This window comes from Pantoea sp. JZ2, assembly GCF_035191405.1.
GTDB classification, from domain to species: Bacteria; Pseudomonadota; Gammaproteobacteria; order Enterobacterales; family Enterobacteriaceae; genus Pantoea; species Pantoea stewartii.
The window spans coordinates 3,234,997-3,250,632 of the sequence record NZ_CP045247.1 but is presented as its reverse complement, the minus strand read 5'-3'; the positions used below and the strand labels follow the sequence as shown (position 1 = coordinate 3,250,632).

At 54.3% G+C, this 15,636-nt stretch carries 12 protein-coding genes and 1 pseudogene; 5 read left to right on the top strand and 8 right to left on the bottom strand.

Features of this window, described 5'->3' with window-relative positions; all coding sequences use genetic code 11:
- Positions 1–20 precede the first annotated feature (20 nt).
- Complete coding sequence (poxB, locus tag GC087_RS15595) at positions 21–1,742, bottom strand: ubiquinone-dependent pyruvate dehydrogenase (protein WP_033737651.1); 1,722 nt, start codon at positions 1,740–1,742, stop codon at positions 21–23.
- A gap of 123 nt (positions 1,743–1,865) precedes the next feature.
- The gene (locus GC087_RS15590; RefSeq protein WP_058701034.1) at positions 1,866–2,765 is read right to left on the bottom strand and encodes a LysO family transporter; all 900 of its coding nucleotides are present in this window, start codon (positions 2,763–2,765) and stop codon (positions 1,866–1,868) included.
- Positions 2,766–2,900: 135 nt separating this feature from the next.
- On the opposite strand from GC087_RS15590, the gene GC087_RS15585 reads away from it, so the two are divergent.
- Entirely contained in the window at positions 2,901–4,550 is a 1,650-nt protein-coding gene (locus tag GC087_RS15585) for a DUF2813 domain-containing protein (protein WP_324028679.1), read from the top strand.
- A 67-nt stretch (positions 4,551–4,617) separates the two neighbouring features.
- On the opposite strand, the gene cspD is transcribed toward GC087_RS15585, so the two are convergent.
- Positions 4,618–4,842, bottom strand: a complete 225-nt coding sequence (gene cspD / locus GC087_RS15580) for a cold shock-like protein CspD (protein WP_006118603.1) — start codon at positions 4,840–4,842, stop codon at positions 4,618–4,620.
- Between the two features lie 318 nt (positions 4,843–5,160).
- Between cspD and clpS the strand changes: the two genes are divergently transcribed.
- Positions 5,161–5,481, top strand: coding sequence for an ATP-dependent Clp protease adapter ClpS (gene clpS, locus GC087_RS15575; protein WP_006118604.1), 321 nt, complete (start codon positions 5,161–5,163; stop codon positions 5,479–5,481).
- Between the two features lie 53 nt (positions 5,482–5,534).
- Positions 5,535–7,811, top strand: a complete 2,277-nt coding sequence (clpA, locus tag GC087_RS15570; protein ID WP_006118605.1) for an ATP-dependent Clp protease ATP-binding subunit ClpA — start codon at positions 5,535–5,537, stop codon at positions 7,809–7,811.
- 90 nt (positions 7,812–7,901) lie between these two features.
- On the opposite strand, the gene infA is transcribed toward clpA, so the two are convergent.
- The 5 genes from infA to trxB all read right to left on the bottom strand — a co-directional run bounded on the left by infA (position 7,902) and on the right by trxB (position 13,791).
- Complete coding sequence (gene infA / locus GC087_RS15565) at positions 7,902–8,120, bottom strand: translation initiation factor IF-1 (protein ID WP_002211347.1); 219 nt, start codon at positions 8,118–8,120, stop codon at positions 7,902–7,904.
- Positions 8,121–8,464: 344 nt separating this feature from the next.
- Entirely contained in the window at positions 8,465–9,157 is a 693-nt protein-coding gene (gene aat / locus GC087_RS15560; RefSeq protein WP_033737648.1) for a leucyl/phenylalanyl-tRNA--protein transferase, read from the bottom strand.
- A gap of 33 nt (positions 9,158–9,190) precedes the next feature.
- Positions 9,191–10,921, bottom strand: coding sequence for a heme ABC transporter ATP-binding protein/permease CydC (gene cydC / locus GC087_RS15555; RefSeq protein WP_058701032.1), 1,731 nt, complete (start codon positions 10,919–10,921; stop codon positions 9,191–9,193).
- Positions 10,921–12,687, bottom strand: coding sequence for a heme ABC transporter permease/ATP-binding protein CydD (gene cydD / locus GC087_RS15550; RefSeq protein WP_058701031.1), 1,767 nt, complete (start codon positions 12,685–12,687; stop codon positions 10,921–10,923). Before cydD ends, cydC begins: the two co-directional genes overlap by 1 nt.
- 135 nt (positions 12,688–12,822) lie before the next feature.
- Positions 12,823–13,791 carry a thioredoxin-disulfide reductase gene (gene trxB / locus GC087_RS15545; protein ID WP_324030646.1) on the bottom strand — a complete coding sequence of 323 codons (969 nt, stop codon included), beginning with the start codon at positions 13,789–13,791 and terminating at the stop codon, positions 12,823–12,825.
- 524 nt (positions 13,792–14,315) lie between these two features.
- Here trxB and lrp point away from each other — a divergent pair.
- The gene (gene lrp / locus GC087_RS15540) at positions 14,316–14,810 is read left to right on the top strand and encodes a leucine-responsive transcriptional regulator Lrp (RefSeq protein ID WP_006118610.1); all 495 of its coding nucleotides are present in this window, start codon (positions 14,316–14,318) and stop codon (positions 14,808–14,810) included.
- A gap of 229 nt (positions 14,811–15,039) precedes the next feature.
- Positions 15,040–15,441 (top strand): annotated as a pseudogene (locus GC087_RS25840) (DNA translocase FtsK 4TM domain-containing protein); the annotation flags it as partial.
- Positions 15,442–15,636: the final 195 nt, after the last annotated feature.

The following is a 15,636-nucleotide window of genomic DNA, read 5'->3' as shown; positions in this document are numbered from 1 at the left end:
GCCCGCAAGAGCACTCTGTTTTACCGTAGCCAGTTGGTTTTTGCCAGCTCCAGCACTTCGTCACCCCGCCCATTGATGATGGCACGAAGCATATAGAGGCTGAATCCTTTGGCCTGTTCCAGCTTGATCTCCGGCGGCATAGCCAGCTCTTCCTTCGCGGTGATGACATCCACCAGCACCGGGCCGTCATGGGCAAAGGCCTGTTCCAGTGCGCCATTGAGTTCTGACGCTTTTTCAACCCGAATACCTTTCACGCCGCAGGCCTCGGCAATGGCCGCAAAGTCAGGATTATGCAGATCCGTCCCGTCAGTCAGGTAGCCGCCCGCTTTCATTTCCATGGCGACAAACCCCAACGAACTGTTGTTAAAAATGACCAGTTTGACAGGCAATTTCAGCTGTGCGACGGTCAGAAAATCACCCATCAGCATGCTGAATCCACCATCGCCACAGAGCGCCACGACCTGACGGTCCCGGTTAAGCGACTGTGCACCCATCGCCTGTGGCATGGCGTTCGCCATCGAACCGTGATTAAACGATCCGAGCAGGCGACGCTTGCCGTTCATCTTCAGATAACGCGCCGCCCACACGGTCGGCGTGCCCACATCGCAGGTAAAAATAGCATCTTCGTCAGCCAGTTCACTGATTTGCTGAGCCAGATACTGCGGGTGAATGGGCTGCCTGTCGTTCGCGGTGGCCAGCGCATCCAAATCCTTACGCGCTTCCGCGTAGTGTTTCAGCGCACTGTCGAGATGATGCTGATCGGTTTTCACCTGCAGCTTCGGCAGCAACGCGCGCAGCGTCGTTTTGACATCACCGACGTACGCCTGGTCGACATGACAGTGCGATCCCAGACTGCCGGGATTAATATCGATTTGAATGATGTTGGCTTTCTCAGGATAGAAGGCGCGATAGGGGAACTGAGTACCTAACAGCACCAGCGTATCCGCATTCATCATGGCATGATAACCCGAGGAGAAACCGATTAGCCCGGTCATGCCCACATCGTACGGGTTGTCATATTCGATATGCTCTTTGCCGCGCAACGCATGCACAACAGGGGCTTTCAGCGTTGCCGCCAGTTGCACCACTTCCTCATGCGCACCGGCACAGCCGCTGCCGCACATCAGCGTAATATTGCGGGCGTCATTCAGTGTTTGTGTCAGGGTCGCCAGTTCATCGGCAGACGGCAACACGACGGGTAGCTGCGGTGGATACCACTCTGCACGCGCAGCATCGGGAGCGGGTTGCAGCGCCACATCGCCCGGCAGCACCACCACGGAAACCCCACGGTTCAGAATCGCTTTGCGCATGGCAATGCCCAATACCTGGGGCAACTGCTCGGGATTGGAGACCAGTTCGCAATAGTGACTGCACTCGCGAAACAACTCTTGTGGATGCGTTTCCTGGAAGTAACCGCTGCCGATCTCACTGGACGGGATGTGGGCGGCAATGGCCAGTACCGGAACGCGATTGCGGTGGCAGTCGAACAGCCCGTTAATCAGATGCAGGTTACCTGGCCCACAGGAACCCGCGCAGACCGCAAGCGTGCCACTGGCATGCGCTTCCGCACCCGCAGCAAAAGCTGCCACTTCTTCATGGCGGGTAGGCATCCACTCAATGGTGCCCATTTTGTTCAGACTGTCAGTGAGTCCGTTTAACGAGTCACCTGTGACGCCCCAAATACGTTTTACACCGGCGTTTTCCAGCGTTTTGGCCACCAGCGCCGCGACGGTTTGTTTCATCTTCATCTCCTTGGTCATTCGTTGCCATCCCGGGGAGGGCAGAATTAAACAGCTACCAAGAAGCGTAGACGAGAGTCATTCAACTCTACCGTAAAAAATTGCATCAAAAGTTGAATTTCGCGCTCAGGCTGCGAACAGCGCAATAAGCACGGGCGCGGCCAGGCTCATAATAAATCCATGCACGATCGCCGCCGGCACAATATCGGTACCGCCTGCACGTTGTAAAACGGGCAGGGTAAAATCCATCGACGTCGCGCCGCACAAGCCCAGCGCGCTGCTGCGGTGGCGGGCGATCAGCGCGGGAATCAGCATAATGGCGATAAGCTCTCGCAGCAGGTCATTAAAAAACGCGGCACTGCCGATCACTGGCCCAAAGGCTTCTGTCATCAGAATGCCGGAAAGGGAATACCAGCCAAAGCCACTGGCGAGTGCCAGGCCGGTTTTAAGGGGGAGCCCCAGTATCAGCGCCGCTATAATGCCGCCCAGTAAGCCACTCAGCAGGACGACACAGGCAACCGTCATCCCCCGGCGATTCAGGATAATCTGACGCAGCGTCATGCCGCTGCCGCGCAGTTGAATACCGACCAGCAAGAGCAGGAAGATCAAGGCATATTCACTGGCTGCGGATGCATGGTGCAGCCAGGGCCATTGCGTAAGGCCCAGCGCAAAGCCGAGGACTACGACGCCGCACAACGTCAGCGATTCCAGCGCCATATGTAAACGTGACGGCAGTTTTTGCTGTTTATGATGATGTTGCCAGGGCATCCGCTGTTCCAGCCAGCGCAATGCCAGCAGGTTGCACAGTAAAATACAGCCCGCAGCGACGGATGCCGTATAAAAAACGGTGATCAGATTGCTGCTAAGGTTGTCCAGAAAAGCCAGGCTGATGCCCATAAAAAACAGAATGACGTAGACCATCCAGCCCAGCAGACGATTTACCGCCTTAAGAAACCTGGCCTGCCGGACGGGTAACAGCCAGCCAGCGAAGAGCGGGAGTAGAATCAGTAACAGTCCTGAATACATAATGAAAAGATCGTCCATGTTAAAATTGACGCTACGCTAACGAAAAAGCACAGGGGAGTAAACCCTGACGGTAAAGTCACCTGACCGCCAGAGCAACGCGTTCCCTTCTTCGGTCAGCTCAGAGGATAAAGCGCTATGAATCTGGAACATATCGATATCCGGGGATTTCGCGGCATTAATCAGCTTTCTCTTCCGTTAACGCGCATTAACCTGTTGATCGGCGAAAATGCCTGGGGGAAATCCAGTCTGCTGGATGCACTGAGTCTGCTGCTGTCACCGCACACGCGCGAGTATGTTTTTACGTCTGACGATTTTCATTTTACGCCAGGTGACAGGGACGACCAGGTGCATCGCCTGTCTGTGGTTTTTCATTTTCGTGAGGATGAGGCAGAAACCAGCGGACCACTTGCGCCTTTCTGGCGAGGCGCGATACCCGGACAACGCTATCTGCGTTACAGCATCCAGGCCAGACGACACGCTGGCCAGATTCGATCCTCGCGACGCTTTATCGACAGCGAGGGCCAGGTGTTGCCAGAAGCGGGAACGGCTGAGGCGATCGATGTTCTTCTGCGTATGAATCCGGTATTACGCCTGCGCGATGCGCGTTTTAGCCGCCGCCTGCGTCCCGTTGCCAGCCGGGTGGATGAACGTCTGACGACATTAAATCAGCTGACGCAGGAGCTGGATAACCTGACGCGCGATCTGGACCGTCATCCCCAACAGTTGAGCGATGCGGTCCTGCGTCAGGGCGTGCAAACGCTACAGCAGCTGATGGAGCACTATTTTCTGGTGCAGCATCCGGATCACGGGAGCCAGGCGTTCCGCGTCGATCCACAGTCACGGGATGGCGTTGAGGGCTGGCGTTCGCTGGATCAGCTTAATCATCTGATTGCTGCGACCGATGTGCGCAGCCGTCAGCTGATTTTGCTGCGGATGTTTAGCTTACTGATGCAGGCAAGGGGCAATGAGCCGTTGCTCCCGGGTGCGCGACCGCTGTTGTTAATTGAAGATCCGGAAACACGACTGCACCCCATCATGCTTTCGGTGGCCTGGAACTTGCTTGCGCTGCTGCCGTTGCAGAAGATTGCCACGACCAACTCGGGCGAGTTATTGTCGCAGGTGGCGGTAGAGGATGTGTGTCGACTGGTACGCGAACCCACGCGCGTGGCGGCGTGGCGCATCGGCCCTGAAGGATTGAGTGCAGAAGACAGCCGTCGCATCGGCTTTCATATTCGTGTTAACCGCCCCTCAGCGTTGTTTGCCCGTTGCTGGTTGCTGGTGGAAGGTGAAACCGAAGTCTGGATTATCAATCAGATGGCACGACAATGCGGTTATCACTTCGCGGCAGAAGGGATAAAAGTCATTGAATATGCGCAGTCAGGTCTGAAGCCGTTGCTGAAATTTGCCCGACGCATGGGCATCGCCTGGCATGTCCTGACGGATGGCGACATGGCAGGAAAAAAATATGCCGCCACGGCGCGCAGCCAGCTTCAGCCGCATGATAATGAAAAGCATCATCTGACCCAGCTTCCGGCGGCCGATATGGAACAGTTCCTCTACAACAACGGCTTTAGCGAGGTTTACCATGCGGCAGCGCATCTGCCGTTAAACGTGCCTGTTAATTCCAGGCGTATTATTACCAAAGCGATTCATCGCGCATCAAAACCGGAACTGGCCATCACGGTCGCTATGGCGGCCGCAGAACGCGGAACCGCGTCTGTTCCGACCTGTCTGCAAGAGATGTTTGTTCGCGTCATCCAACTGTCGCAGGGGAAGGCGGGTTAAGGCATAAAGTAAAAATGCCAGCGCATCAGGCTGGCATTTTTGACGGAGCGGTCCAACGTTGGGGATGTCAGGCCACGGCCTGCTGCGCTTCTACGGGTACAATAAGACTGGCATGGTTGCCCTTCGGGCCTTGATGAACGTCGAAATGGACCTGCTGGCCCGCTTTTAACGTCCTGTAACCATCCATCTGTATTGTTGAGTAGTGTGCGAAGATATCTTCGCCGCCCCCGATTGGACAGATAAAGCCGAAACCTTTGGCGTTATTGAACCATTTAACGGTACCTGTCTCCATGCTTTTACTTCCCTCGCAAGACATTTTATAAGTAGGTGAGGTGACGTAAGCTGTGAGTCGGGTTTGATTAAAACTCAATCAGCTTGTGAAGCTAGAATGTAGAAAAATCGCCGCGATCGTCAAGCAAACCACCGGGCCAGGTGGGGAGAAAATCATCAAAATTTGAGGTAGTTAACGCTATTTGAAATTTTGTGATACAGGTCGCGTAACGAATTTTTGACTGACCGATTCATTAGCGGCAGTGCACTTGACACACGTGTTAAACTCTACAGATGACACCGGGTTTGATGATGACGTACTGACTCACAACGGAACACTATGGCAAACACTAAAGACTGGCTAAATTTCGAACACTTAGCCGAAGGTAAAGTACGCGAAGAGTTAAAGCCACCTTCGATGTATAAAGTCATTCTGAATAATGACGATTATACACCTATGGAATTTGTTATTGACGTTCTGCAAAAGTTCTTTTCTTATGATATTGAACGTGCAACGCAACTGATGCTGAAAGTTCACTACCACGGTAAAGCCATCTGTGGTGTATTTACCGCAGAAGTCGCTGAGACGAAAGCGGCACAGGTGAACAATTACGCGCGGGACAATCATCATCCGTTGCTGTGTACGCTTGAAAAAGCCTGAGCCTCTCTCCATACAGGAAGCAGGTCAGAGCGATTAACTGGAGGAGGTGCCTAATGCTCAATCAAGAACTGGAACTCAGTTTAAACATGGCTTTCGCCAGAGCGCGTGAGCACCGTCATGAGTTTATGACCGTCGAGCATTTGTTACTGGCATTGCTCAGTAACCCGTCGGCAAGAGAGGCACTGGAAGCCTGTACGGTGGACATTGTGGCTCTGCGGCAGGAGCTTGAAGCCTTCATTGAACAAACCACGCCTGTGCTGCCCGCCAGTGAAGAGGAGCGCGATACGCAACCGACGCTCAGCTTCCAGCGCGTGTTGCAACGCGCCGTGTTCCACGTTCAGTCATCCGGACGCAGCGAAGTCAATGGCGCGAATGTTTTGGTCGCCATCTTCAGCGAACAAGAATCCCAGGCAGCGTATCTGCTGCGCAAACACGAAGTCAGCCGCCTCGATGTGGTGAACTTCATCTCTCACGGTACGCGCAAAGACGAACCGGGCCAGGCACCTGGTGCTGAAAATCCGGTTAACGAAGAGCAAGCAGGCGGGGAGGAACGTATGGAAAACTTCACCACCAATCTTAATCAGCTTGCTCGCGTTGGCGGCATTGATCCGCTGATTGGCCGCGACAAAGAGCTGGAACGTACGATTCAGGTTCTGTGTCGTCGCCGTAAAAATAACCCCCTGCTGGTGGGTGAGTCGGGCGTCGGTAAAACCGCGATTGCGGAAGGATTAGCCTGGCGAATCGTTCAGGGCGACGTGCCAGAGGTGATGAAGGACTGCACCATTTACTCGCTGGACATTGGTTCGCTGCTGGCGGGCACCAAGTACCGTGGTGATTTTGAGAAACGTTTTAAAGCGTTGCTGAAACAGCTTGAGCAAGATAACTCCAGCATCCTGTTTATTGATGAAATTCACACCATTATCGGTGCGGGCGCCGCATCGGGTGGACAGGTGGATGCCGCTAACCTGATTAAGCCGCTGCTCTCCAGTGGCAAAATCCGCGTGATGGGATCAACCACGTATCAGGAATTCAGCAATATTTTTGAGAAAGATCGTGCCCTGGCGCGTCGTTTCCAGAAAATTGACATTACCGAGCCCTCTGTTGAAGAGACGGTGCAGATTCTTAATGGTCTGAAAACCAAATACGAAGCGCACCATGATGTACGTTACACCGCGAAAGCCGTGCGCGCGGCGGTGGAGCTGGCGGTGAAATACATCAACGATCGTCATTTGCCGGATAAGGCTATCGACGTCATTGATGAAGCCGGTGCCCGTGCGCGCCTGATGCCTGCCAGCAAACGTAAGAAAACGGTGAATGTGGCGGACATTGAAACGGTGGTGGCGCGTATTGCCCGTATTCCGGAGCAAAGTGTGTCAGCAACCGATCGCGATACGCTGAAAAATCTGGGCGACCGTCTGAAAATGCTGGTATTCGGTCAGGATAATGCCATTGAGGCATTGACTGAAGCCATCAAGATGAGCCGCGCAGGTCTGGGTCAGGATCGCAAGCCGGTAGGGTCGTTCCTGTTTGCCGGTCCTACCGGTGTGGGTAAAACCGAAGTGACCGTCCAGTTAGCTAAAGCGCTGGGCATCGAACTGCTGCGCTTCGACATGTCCGAATATATGGAACGTCACACCGTCAGCCGTCTGATTGGTGCGCCTCCCGGCTATGTCGGTTTCGATCAGGGCGGCTTGCTGACCGATGCGGTGATCAAACATCCTCACGCCGTTGTGCTGCTGGATGAAATTGAGAAAGCGCATCCGGACGTGTTCAACCTGTTGTTGCAGGTCATGGACAACGGCATGCTGACTGATAACAACGGTCGCAAAGCGGACTTCCGTAACGTGGTGCTGGTGATGACCACCAACGCCGGCGTGCGTGAAACTGAGCGTAAATCTATTGGCCTGATTCATCAGGACAACAGTACGGATGCAATGGAAGAGATTAAGAAAATCTTTACGCCTGAATTCCGTAACCGTCTGGACAACATTATCTGGTTCAGCCACCTGTCAACGGACGTCATTCACCAGGTGGTCGACAAGTTTATTGTTGAACTGCAGGCGCAGCTGGATGCGAAAGGCGTTTCGCTGGAAGTCAGTGACGAAGCGCGTGACTGGCTGGCAGAGAAGGGCTATGACAAAGCGATGGGTGCCCGTCCAATGGCACGTACCGTGCAGGAAAGCCTGAAGAAACCGCTGGCGAACGAACTGCTGTTTGGTTCTCTGGTCGACGGGGGATCGGTTTCCGTTGCGCTGGATAAAGAGAAGGGGCAACTGACCTACCACTTCCTCAGCGCGCAAAAACGCAAAACGGAAGGGACGGTGCACTAAGCACCGTTTCACAGAACGAGAAAAGGCCGGATAAAATCCGGCCTTTTTTTTGTCCGCCTGCGCGCACGCAGGCAGCAGCATCAACGCAACTCAGCGACTACGGAAGACAATGCGGCCTTTGCTCAGGTCGTACGGGGTCAGCTCGACAGTCACTTTGTCGCCCGTCAGGATGCGGATGTAGTTTTTACGCATTTTACCGGAGATATGAGCGGTAACCACGTGTCCGTTCTCAAGTTCTACGCGGAACATGGTGTTAGGTAACGTATCCAGTACGGTACCTTGCATTTCAATATTGTCTTCTTTGGCCATCGAATCCTCTGGGTGTACTACCTTTCAGTTGAATCGGCAAGATAATGCCCAATTCAACAAGTTATGTAAAGAACCGTCGGCAATAAAGCCAACGCATCGCCGTGCTTCGCGTGTCAACGCGAGCATGTCGGTTAAATTCGGGTGTTTATGTGACGTCTGCGGGGGATTAGCGGGCTAAGAATCTGAATCAACCGGTAACACGCGCACGATTGAAACAGTTCCGAGAGTGCGATGAGATTCCCAGCCTGGCAATTCCGGCTTGAAAACCAAGCGCGGACGACATACCAAACCTGGCTATTATATCACTTAACCGACTTTATGTGTGCAAAACATCTACGCAACTTTTAAAAAAGGGTTTGATTACGCCAGCAGCCGCTGTCAACGGCCAGGGATGCCAGGTTTTTTACCTGCTCAAGATAATGATCGCGTGCAATCTCAACCGCTCCCAGCGAAGCGGTATGGGGGTTAAGTATCTGACAATCCACTAACTGGCCCCCGTGCTTAATAAAATGCTGACAGAATACCAGTAAGGCCGTTTTTGACGCATTGGGTTGCAGGCTGAACATCGATTCGCCGCAAAAGATTTGTCCCAACGCCAGACCGTACATGCCACCTGCAAGGGTTTGATCGCGCCAGACTTCAATCGAGTGCGCGTGGCCCAGTTCATAGAGCTTCTGCCAGGCGCGTTTCACTTCAAACGTAATCCATGTACCTTCTTCGCGGCCCAGGGCACAGCCGTCAACGACATCGCCAAAGGCCTCATTCATCGTCACCCGATAAGGTGACTGCTGATGAAACCGCTTCATACTGCGACTGAGATGGAACTGCGTCGGGAATAACACCGCTCGCGGATCGGGTGACCACCACAAAATCGGATCGCCGGGCGAGAACCAGGGAAAAATACCCTGCTGATAGGCACTCAGCAGGCGTGCAGGGGAGAGATCGCCGCCCATCGCCAGCAGGCCGTTCGGCTCGCGCAGCGCGGTTTCCGGTGGCGGAAAGCGCAACGACTCTTGTGACAGTTGAACCAGTCTCATCGCGGTAATGTACCCCTCAGCGTTTGCTCAGCACTATAGCGCAAAGCGCTGCTGGAAACGCCAGTAACGTCCACCTTTTGCGACTAATTCAGAATGATTTCCCTGCTCGACGATCTTACCGCTGTCCATAAGGCAAATTCGGTCCATTTGCGCCAGGCCGCGCAGACGATGCGTTACCATAATGACCGTTTTACCCGTGGTGATCTGCTGCAGAAGGGCGAGAATCTGCTGCTCGGTGGTGGCATCAAGTCCTTCAGTCGGCTCGTCCAGAAGCCATAAGTCGCCGTTGTGTAACATCGCCCGGGCGATGGCCAGGCGGCGTAGCTCTCCACCCGACAGCGGACGGCCGCCTTCACCCAGCCAGGCATTAAGCCCTTCTTCATTTTCCAGCAGGCACTGAAGCCCGGTTTGCACCAGTGCATTTTCAAGCATTGCATCACTGGCGGTGGGGCAGGCCAGCAACAAATTGTCCCGTAGCGTCTGACTAAACACATGGACGCGCTGGGTGACTACGCTGATGCGCTGGCGAAGTTGGGCTTCATCCCAGTCCGCAAGCGGTACGCTGTTCAATACGATTTCGCCCTGTTGCGCCTCCCAGGCGCGGGTGAGCAGCCCAAGCAAGGTGGACTTGCCGCAGCCTGTGGGGCCGAGAAGGGCAATACGTTCACCGGCTTTCATCGTCAGTGAAAACTGATCCAACACCTTTTCAGGTCGTCCCGGATAACGGAAATCCAGCGCGTCAATCCTGAGTTGCAGCGCACCGGCGGGAACCGTGCTTGTGGATGGAAAGAGGATGGCAGGCGACTGATCGATAACGTCATTGACGCGTTGTGCTGCTGTGATTACCTGAGACAGGGGCAAAAAGGCGCTCGCGATCGGCGCCAGTGCTTCAAAAGCTGCCAGGGCACAAAACACCACCAGGGCAATGAGCGGTCCGGGCAGTTGCTGCTGCGCAATGCTTGTTGCGCTCAGCCAGAGCAGGGCAGTAACAGTGAGGCCACTGCATAACAGCAGCAGACTTTGCGCCAGCGCCTGTAAACGCTCCTGCTGACGTTGTGCGTCCTGCCACTGCTGCTCATCTTCGTCCAGCCTGGCCCGCCAGCGGGTAGCGTTACCATACAGTGTCAGTTCTGCCTGTCCCGCCAGCCAGTGCATTAACTGCTCTCGCCAGCGCGATCGCTGCCGGGCAATCGCGATGCCGGTGGGCGCGCCCAGACGGTAGAACAGCGGGGGAAAAAGGCAGAGCAGCGTAAGCAGAATGCCGCCCAGCACCAGCGCCAGGTGCAGATCAATCAGGCTGAGGCCGGCTGTTACCACGACGATAACGATAAACGTGCCCAGCAGCGGCGAGAGGACCCGCAAATAGAGATGATCCAGCGTATCCACATCACCAACAAAACGATTAAGCAGATCGGCCTGACGAAAGAGCGCGAGCTGGCCGGGAGAAAGCGCAATCAGGCGGCTAAACGTGAAGACACGCAGATGCTGTAAAACCCGAAACGTTGCGTCGTGACTTACTAACCGCTCAAAATACCGGGCGGCGGTACGGGTAATCGCTGCGCCGCGCACGCCAGCGGCGGGAAGCATATAGTTGAAACTGTACAGACCAGCCACACCGGCTACAGAAGAGGCGGCCAGAAACCAGCCCGACAACGTAAGCAAGCCGATACTGGCTAACAGCGTGACAATCGCCAGCACGATCCCTGACGTCAGACGGAAGGGATGACGCAGCCATAGCCGCAGAAAGGGACGCAGAGCCGTCATCAGAAAATCTCCTGTTGCCGGTGTTGTAATAAATCACTGAACGGACCGGACGCAGTCAGCGTCTGCCAGTCGCCCTGCTGCACGATCTGACCGGCCTGCATTACCCAGATCGCATCCCATGTCTGAAGCAGATCAATTTGGTGGGTGATCATCAGTGTCGTCTGGCGCGTGGCCGCCTGATTTAATGCCTGCATCACATGATGTTCACTTTGACTGTCCAGGCTGGCAGCGGGCTCATCCAGTAACAATAACTGGGCGGGTTTATACAGCGCGCGGGCTACGGCAATGCGCTGTGCCTGACCGACCGATAAGTGATGACTGGCATCCCCCGGTTCGGTATCCAGTCCGGCAGGCAGTCGGGAAAGAAATTCATCGATCCCACATGATGCGGTTAAAGCACTTAGCCGTGCGGGATCGTGCGGCGCATCCATGATGATATTGTCCCGTAACGTTGCGGCGGGTAGCTGGGGATTCTGGCCGACCCAGGCAAGATGCCGATGCCAGTCATGGCGTGCGATACGGTGAAGTTCAATGCCGTTAACTTTCAGCGATCCCTGATAGGGTAAAAAGCCCAGCAGGGCATTTAACAGTGCGGTTTTGCCTGCACCGCTTTTGCCCACCAGCGCGACGCGTGTGCCTGCGCGCAGGGTGAAGGTGAGCGGGCCGCAGAGCCGATGGCCATTGGGCGCGTGCACCGTCAGATTTTCTGCCACCAGCTCTACTGGCGCCGTTGCGCTAAAGGCGTCGCTGGCGGATGTGTTTTCGGCCTCTGGCGTTTCCTGCATAAAGCGTTCAAGCGCATCGGCACCGCCGATTGCCTGCGCTTTAGCATGGTAGAACGTGCCCAGATCGCGCAGAGGCTGAAAAAATTCCGGGGCCAGAATCAGTACCAGGAAGCCGGCAAACAGCGTCACGCCGCGGCCATAATCACCAAAGTGCAGTTCGCCCAAATAGGAAAAGCCAAAATAAACGGCGACAACGGCGATGGACAGCGACGCAAAAAATTCCAGTACTGACGAAGAAAGAAAGGCCAGACGCAGAACCTCCATCGTCCGTTGACGGAAATCCGTCGTGGCGTCAGCAATCGCCTGTTTTTCGGCGTCTGCCCGATGAAACAGACGCAGGGTTTCCCGGCCACGCAAGCGATCCAGAAAGTTGCCACTCAGGCGTGCGAGCGCCACAAAGTTACGGCGATTAGCCTCGGCCGCGCCCATGCCGACCAGGGCCATAAAAAGCGGGATCAACGGCGCGGTCGCGAACAGGATCAGACCTGCCGCCCAGTTTAACGGAAACAGGGTGAGCAATATGCAACAGGGAATGACCGCCGCCAGCGTCATCTGCGGCAAATAACGCGCGTAATAGGCCTGCATATCCTCGGTTTGCTCAAGCAGTAACGTTGCCCAGCTGCCGGCGGGCTTGCCCTGTATCCAGGCCGGACCCAACGCTGCCAGACGATCCAGCACCTGTTTACGCAAAGCCTGACGGATGGCCTGCCCGGCACGAAATCCAGCCTGCTCCCGGGCATAATTCAGCGCGGCGCGCAGAACAAAGCACAGGATCAGAAGTGAAAATGAGGACAAAAGGGAGGCTGGAGAATGCCTGTCAATAATCAGCGCCTGCAGTAGCGACGCTAAAAGCCATGCCTGTATGATAATCAGAAGCGCGCCAGCGCAGCCCAGCAACGACGTAACGCGCAACCAGGGGCCAGCATGATGACACTGTTGACGAAGCCAACGAGTAAGATGCTGCTGACGCGATTTATTCATGCGAAACCCAATGTGGCAAAGACAAATGAAATGAGGCTGGTCCTCACACCCGGCGCCTGAATTTAGCATGGTGATAATAAAAAAGGCGACTGAAAAACAGTCGCCTCAAACAATTAAGATCAGGTTATTAACAACTTACTTATCGTTCTTAACCAATCCGTCAAGATAACGCTCTGCATCTAACGCAGCCATACAACCGGTACCGGCAGAGGTAATGGCCTGACGGTAGATATGGTCCATGACGTCACCCGCGGCAAACACGCCAGGGATACTGGTTTGCGTGGCATTACCATGCAGGCCGGACTGTACCTTGATGTAGCCGTTTTCCAGCGCCAGCTGACCATCGAAAATCGCCGTATTCGGGCTGTGTCCGATAGCAACAAACAGGCCGGCAACGTCCAGCGTTTCGGTCTCTTCGGTATTCAGCGTTGAACGTAGCGTCAGCCCCGTCACGCCCATCTGATCGCCGACCACTTCTTCCAGCGTTCTGTGTGTATGCAACACGATATTGCCGTTGCTGACTTTTTCCATCAGGCGGTCAATAAGGATTTTCTCTGCGCGGAAGCTGTCGCGGCGGTGAATTAAATGCACTTCAGAGGCGATATTCGCCAGATAAAGTGCTTCTTCAACCGCGGTATTTCCGCCACCGATAACGGCGACTTTTTGGTTGCGGTAGAAGAAACCATCACAGGTCGCACAGGCCGAAACGCCTTTGCCTTTAAAAGCGTCTTCCGACGGTAAGCCCAGATAGCGTGCTGATGCACCCGTGGCAATAATCAGCGCATCGGCAGTATATTCGCCACTGTCACCGGTCAGACGGAAGGGACGGTTCTGCAGATCGACCGTATGAATATGATCGAAAATAATTTCCGTGTTAAATTTCTCGGCATGCTCATGCATACGTTCCATCAGCGAGGGACCTGTCAGATCATGCGGGTCGCCCGGCCAGTTTTCCACTTCCGTCGTGGTGGTCAGCTGACCGCCTTTTTCCAGCCCGGTAATCAGTACTGGATTCAAATTGGCGCGTGCAGCATAGACGGCCGCGGTATAACCTGCCGGACCAGAGCCCAAAATGAGCAACTTACTGTGTTTAGCCGTACCCATGCGTTCCTCAGTTTTATTCACCTGACATAACCTGCGATTGTAGGGAATATGCCGTAGCAATGACAACACTTGCGCACTTTTGTTAGCGATTGCTGCAAACGGCGTAGACGATGAATGGCTTTTTCGCCTGCTTCCTGTGCCAAAAGGGGGCAAAAATTCAGTTTACAGACCACCATCGCACGAAAATACTCATTTAAAAACAGTGACCCAGCGAAGTGTCTGGCATCTTGTCCTGAATTTAGACATTTTACTTTGACAATCGCCTGCGCATTTGCGAAAACAGTGTGAGAAGCGAATAACTTAGTCTGAACAAAACGGGTGTTGCCGCCGGGTTTTGGGCAGAGTACCGAACGAATTTTATCGTCTGATATTGGTCATGACGCATGCGGTGGACAGACAGCATGCGTCATACAAATAGGTACGAATGCGCTCAGACGCCGTTATTTCACTTCAAAAATGCCCCGAACAATGACCGTTTTCAGGGGATGGCAGGTAAAGGGAAGGAATGAAGAGAGACAATAATAATGGTAGATAATAAGAAACGCCCCGGTAAGGATCTCGACAGGATCGACAGAAACATTCTCAATGAATTGCAGAAAGACGGTCGCATCTCAAACGTGGAACTTTCCAAACGTGTAGGATTATCTCCTACACCTTGTCTTGAGCGTGTACGCCGTCTTGAACGCCAGGGATTCATCCTTGGCTATACTGCGCAACTCAACCCTCACTACCTGGATGCTTCATTACTGGTATTTGTTGAGATTACTCTGAATCGTGGCGCACCTGATGTGTTTGAGCAATTTAACGCCGCTGTGCAAAAACTTGAGGAAACTCAAGAGTGTCACCTGGTTTCTGGTGATTTCGACTACCTGCTTAAAACGCGCGTGCCTGATATGTCCGCTTACCGCAAGCTGCTGGGTGAAACCTTGCTGCGCCTGCCAGGCGTAAACGACACGCGTACTTATGTGGTGATGGAAGAGGTCAAACAGAGCAATCGTCTGGTGATCAAAACGCGCTGATGCGTGGCAGGTGCAAAGCCTGGGAAATTTCGGTACACTCCTGTGAATACATACAGGACCAGCGTCGGGTGAGCCCGACGCTGTCGTTTCTTACTTTACAGGCACCTGGAGAGATCTCTTGAGCCAGGAATACACAGAAGATAAAGACGTTTCGTTACAGTCGCTGAGCAGCGGACGCCGTCTGCTGGAAGCGTTACTTATTTTGGTGGCATTGTTCGCCATCTACCTGATGGTTTCCCTGGTCAGCTTTAATCCTTCCGATCCGAGCTGGTCGCAAACGGCCTGGCATGAACCTATCCATAACATGGGTGGCACAGTCGGCGCATGGCTGGCTGATACGTTGCTTTTCATCTTTGGTGTGATGGCCTATGCCATTCCGCCGGTCATACTGGGGCTGTGCTGGATAGCGTTTCGCCAGCGGGATAACCAGGATTATGTGGACTACTTTGCCATTGGTTTACGCTTAATCGGTGTCCTGGCCCTGGTCGTCACCACCTGTGGGATGGCCGCGCTCAACGCGGACGACATCTGGTATTTCGCTTCCGGAGGCGTCATTGGCAGCCTCGTCAGTAATGCCATTTCACCCTGGTTCAGTCCGGCAGGTGGCACACTGACTTTGCTCTGCATCTGGGCCGCAGGGATCACGCTATATACGGGCTGGTCATGGTTAACCATTGCGGAAAGAATCGGTGGCGTGGTCATGGGCGTGCTGACATTCGCCAGCAACCGCTCACGTCATGATGAACCCTGGCATGAAGAGGACGAAGCAGACGATTATCACGAGAGCGCACCCGTCCTTCATGCTCAGACGGACGACGACGATGAC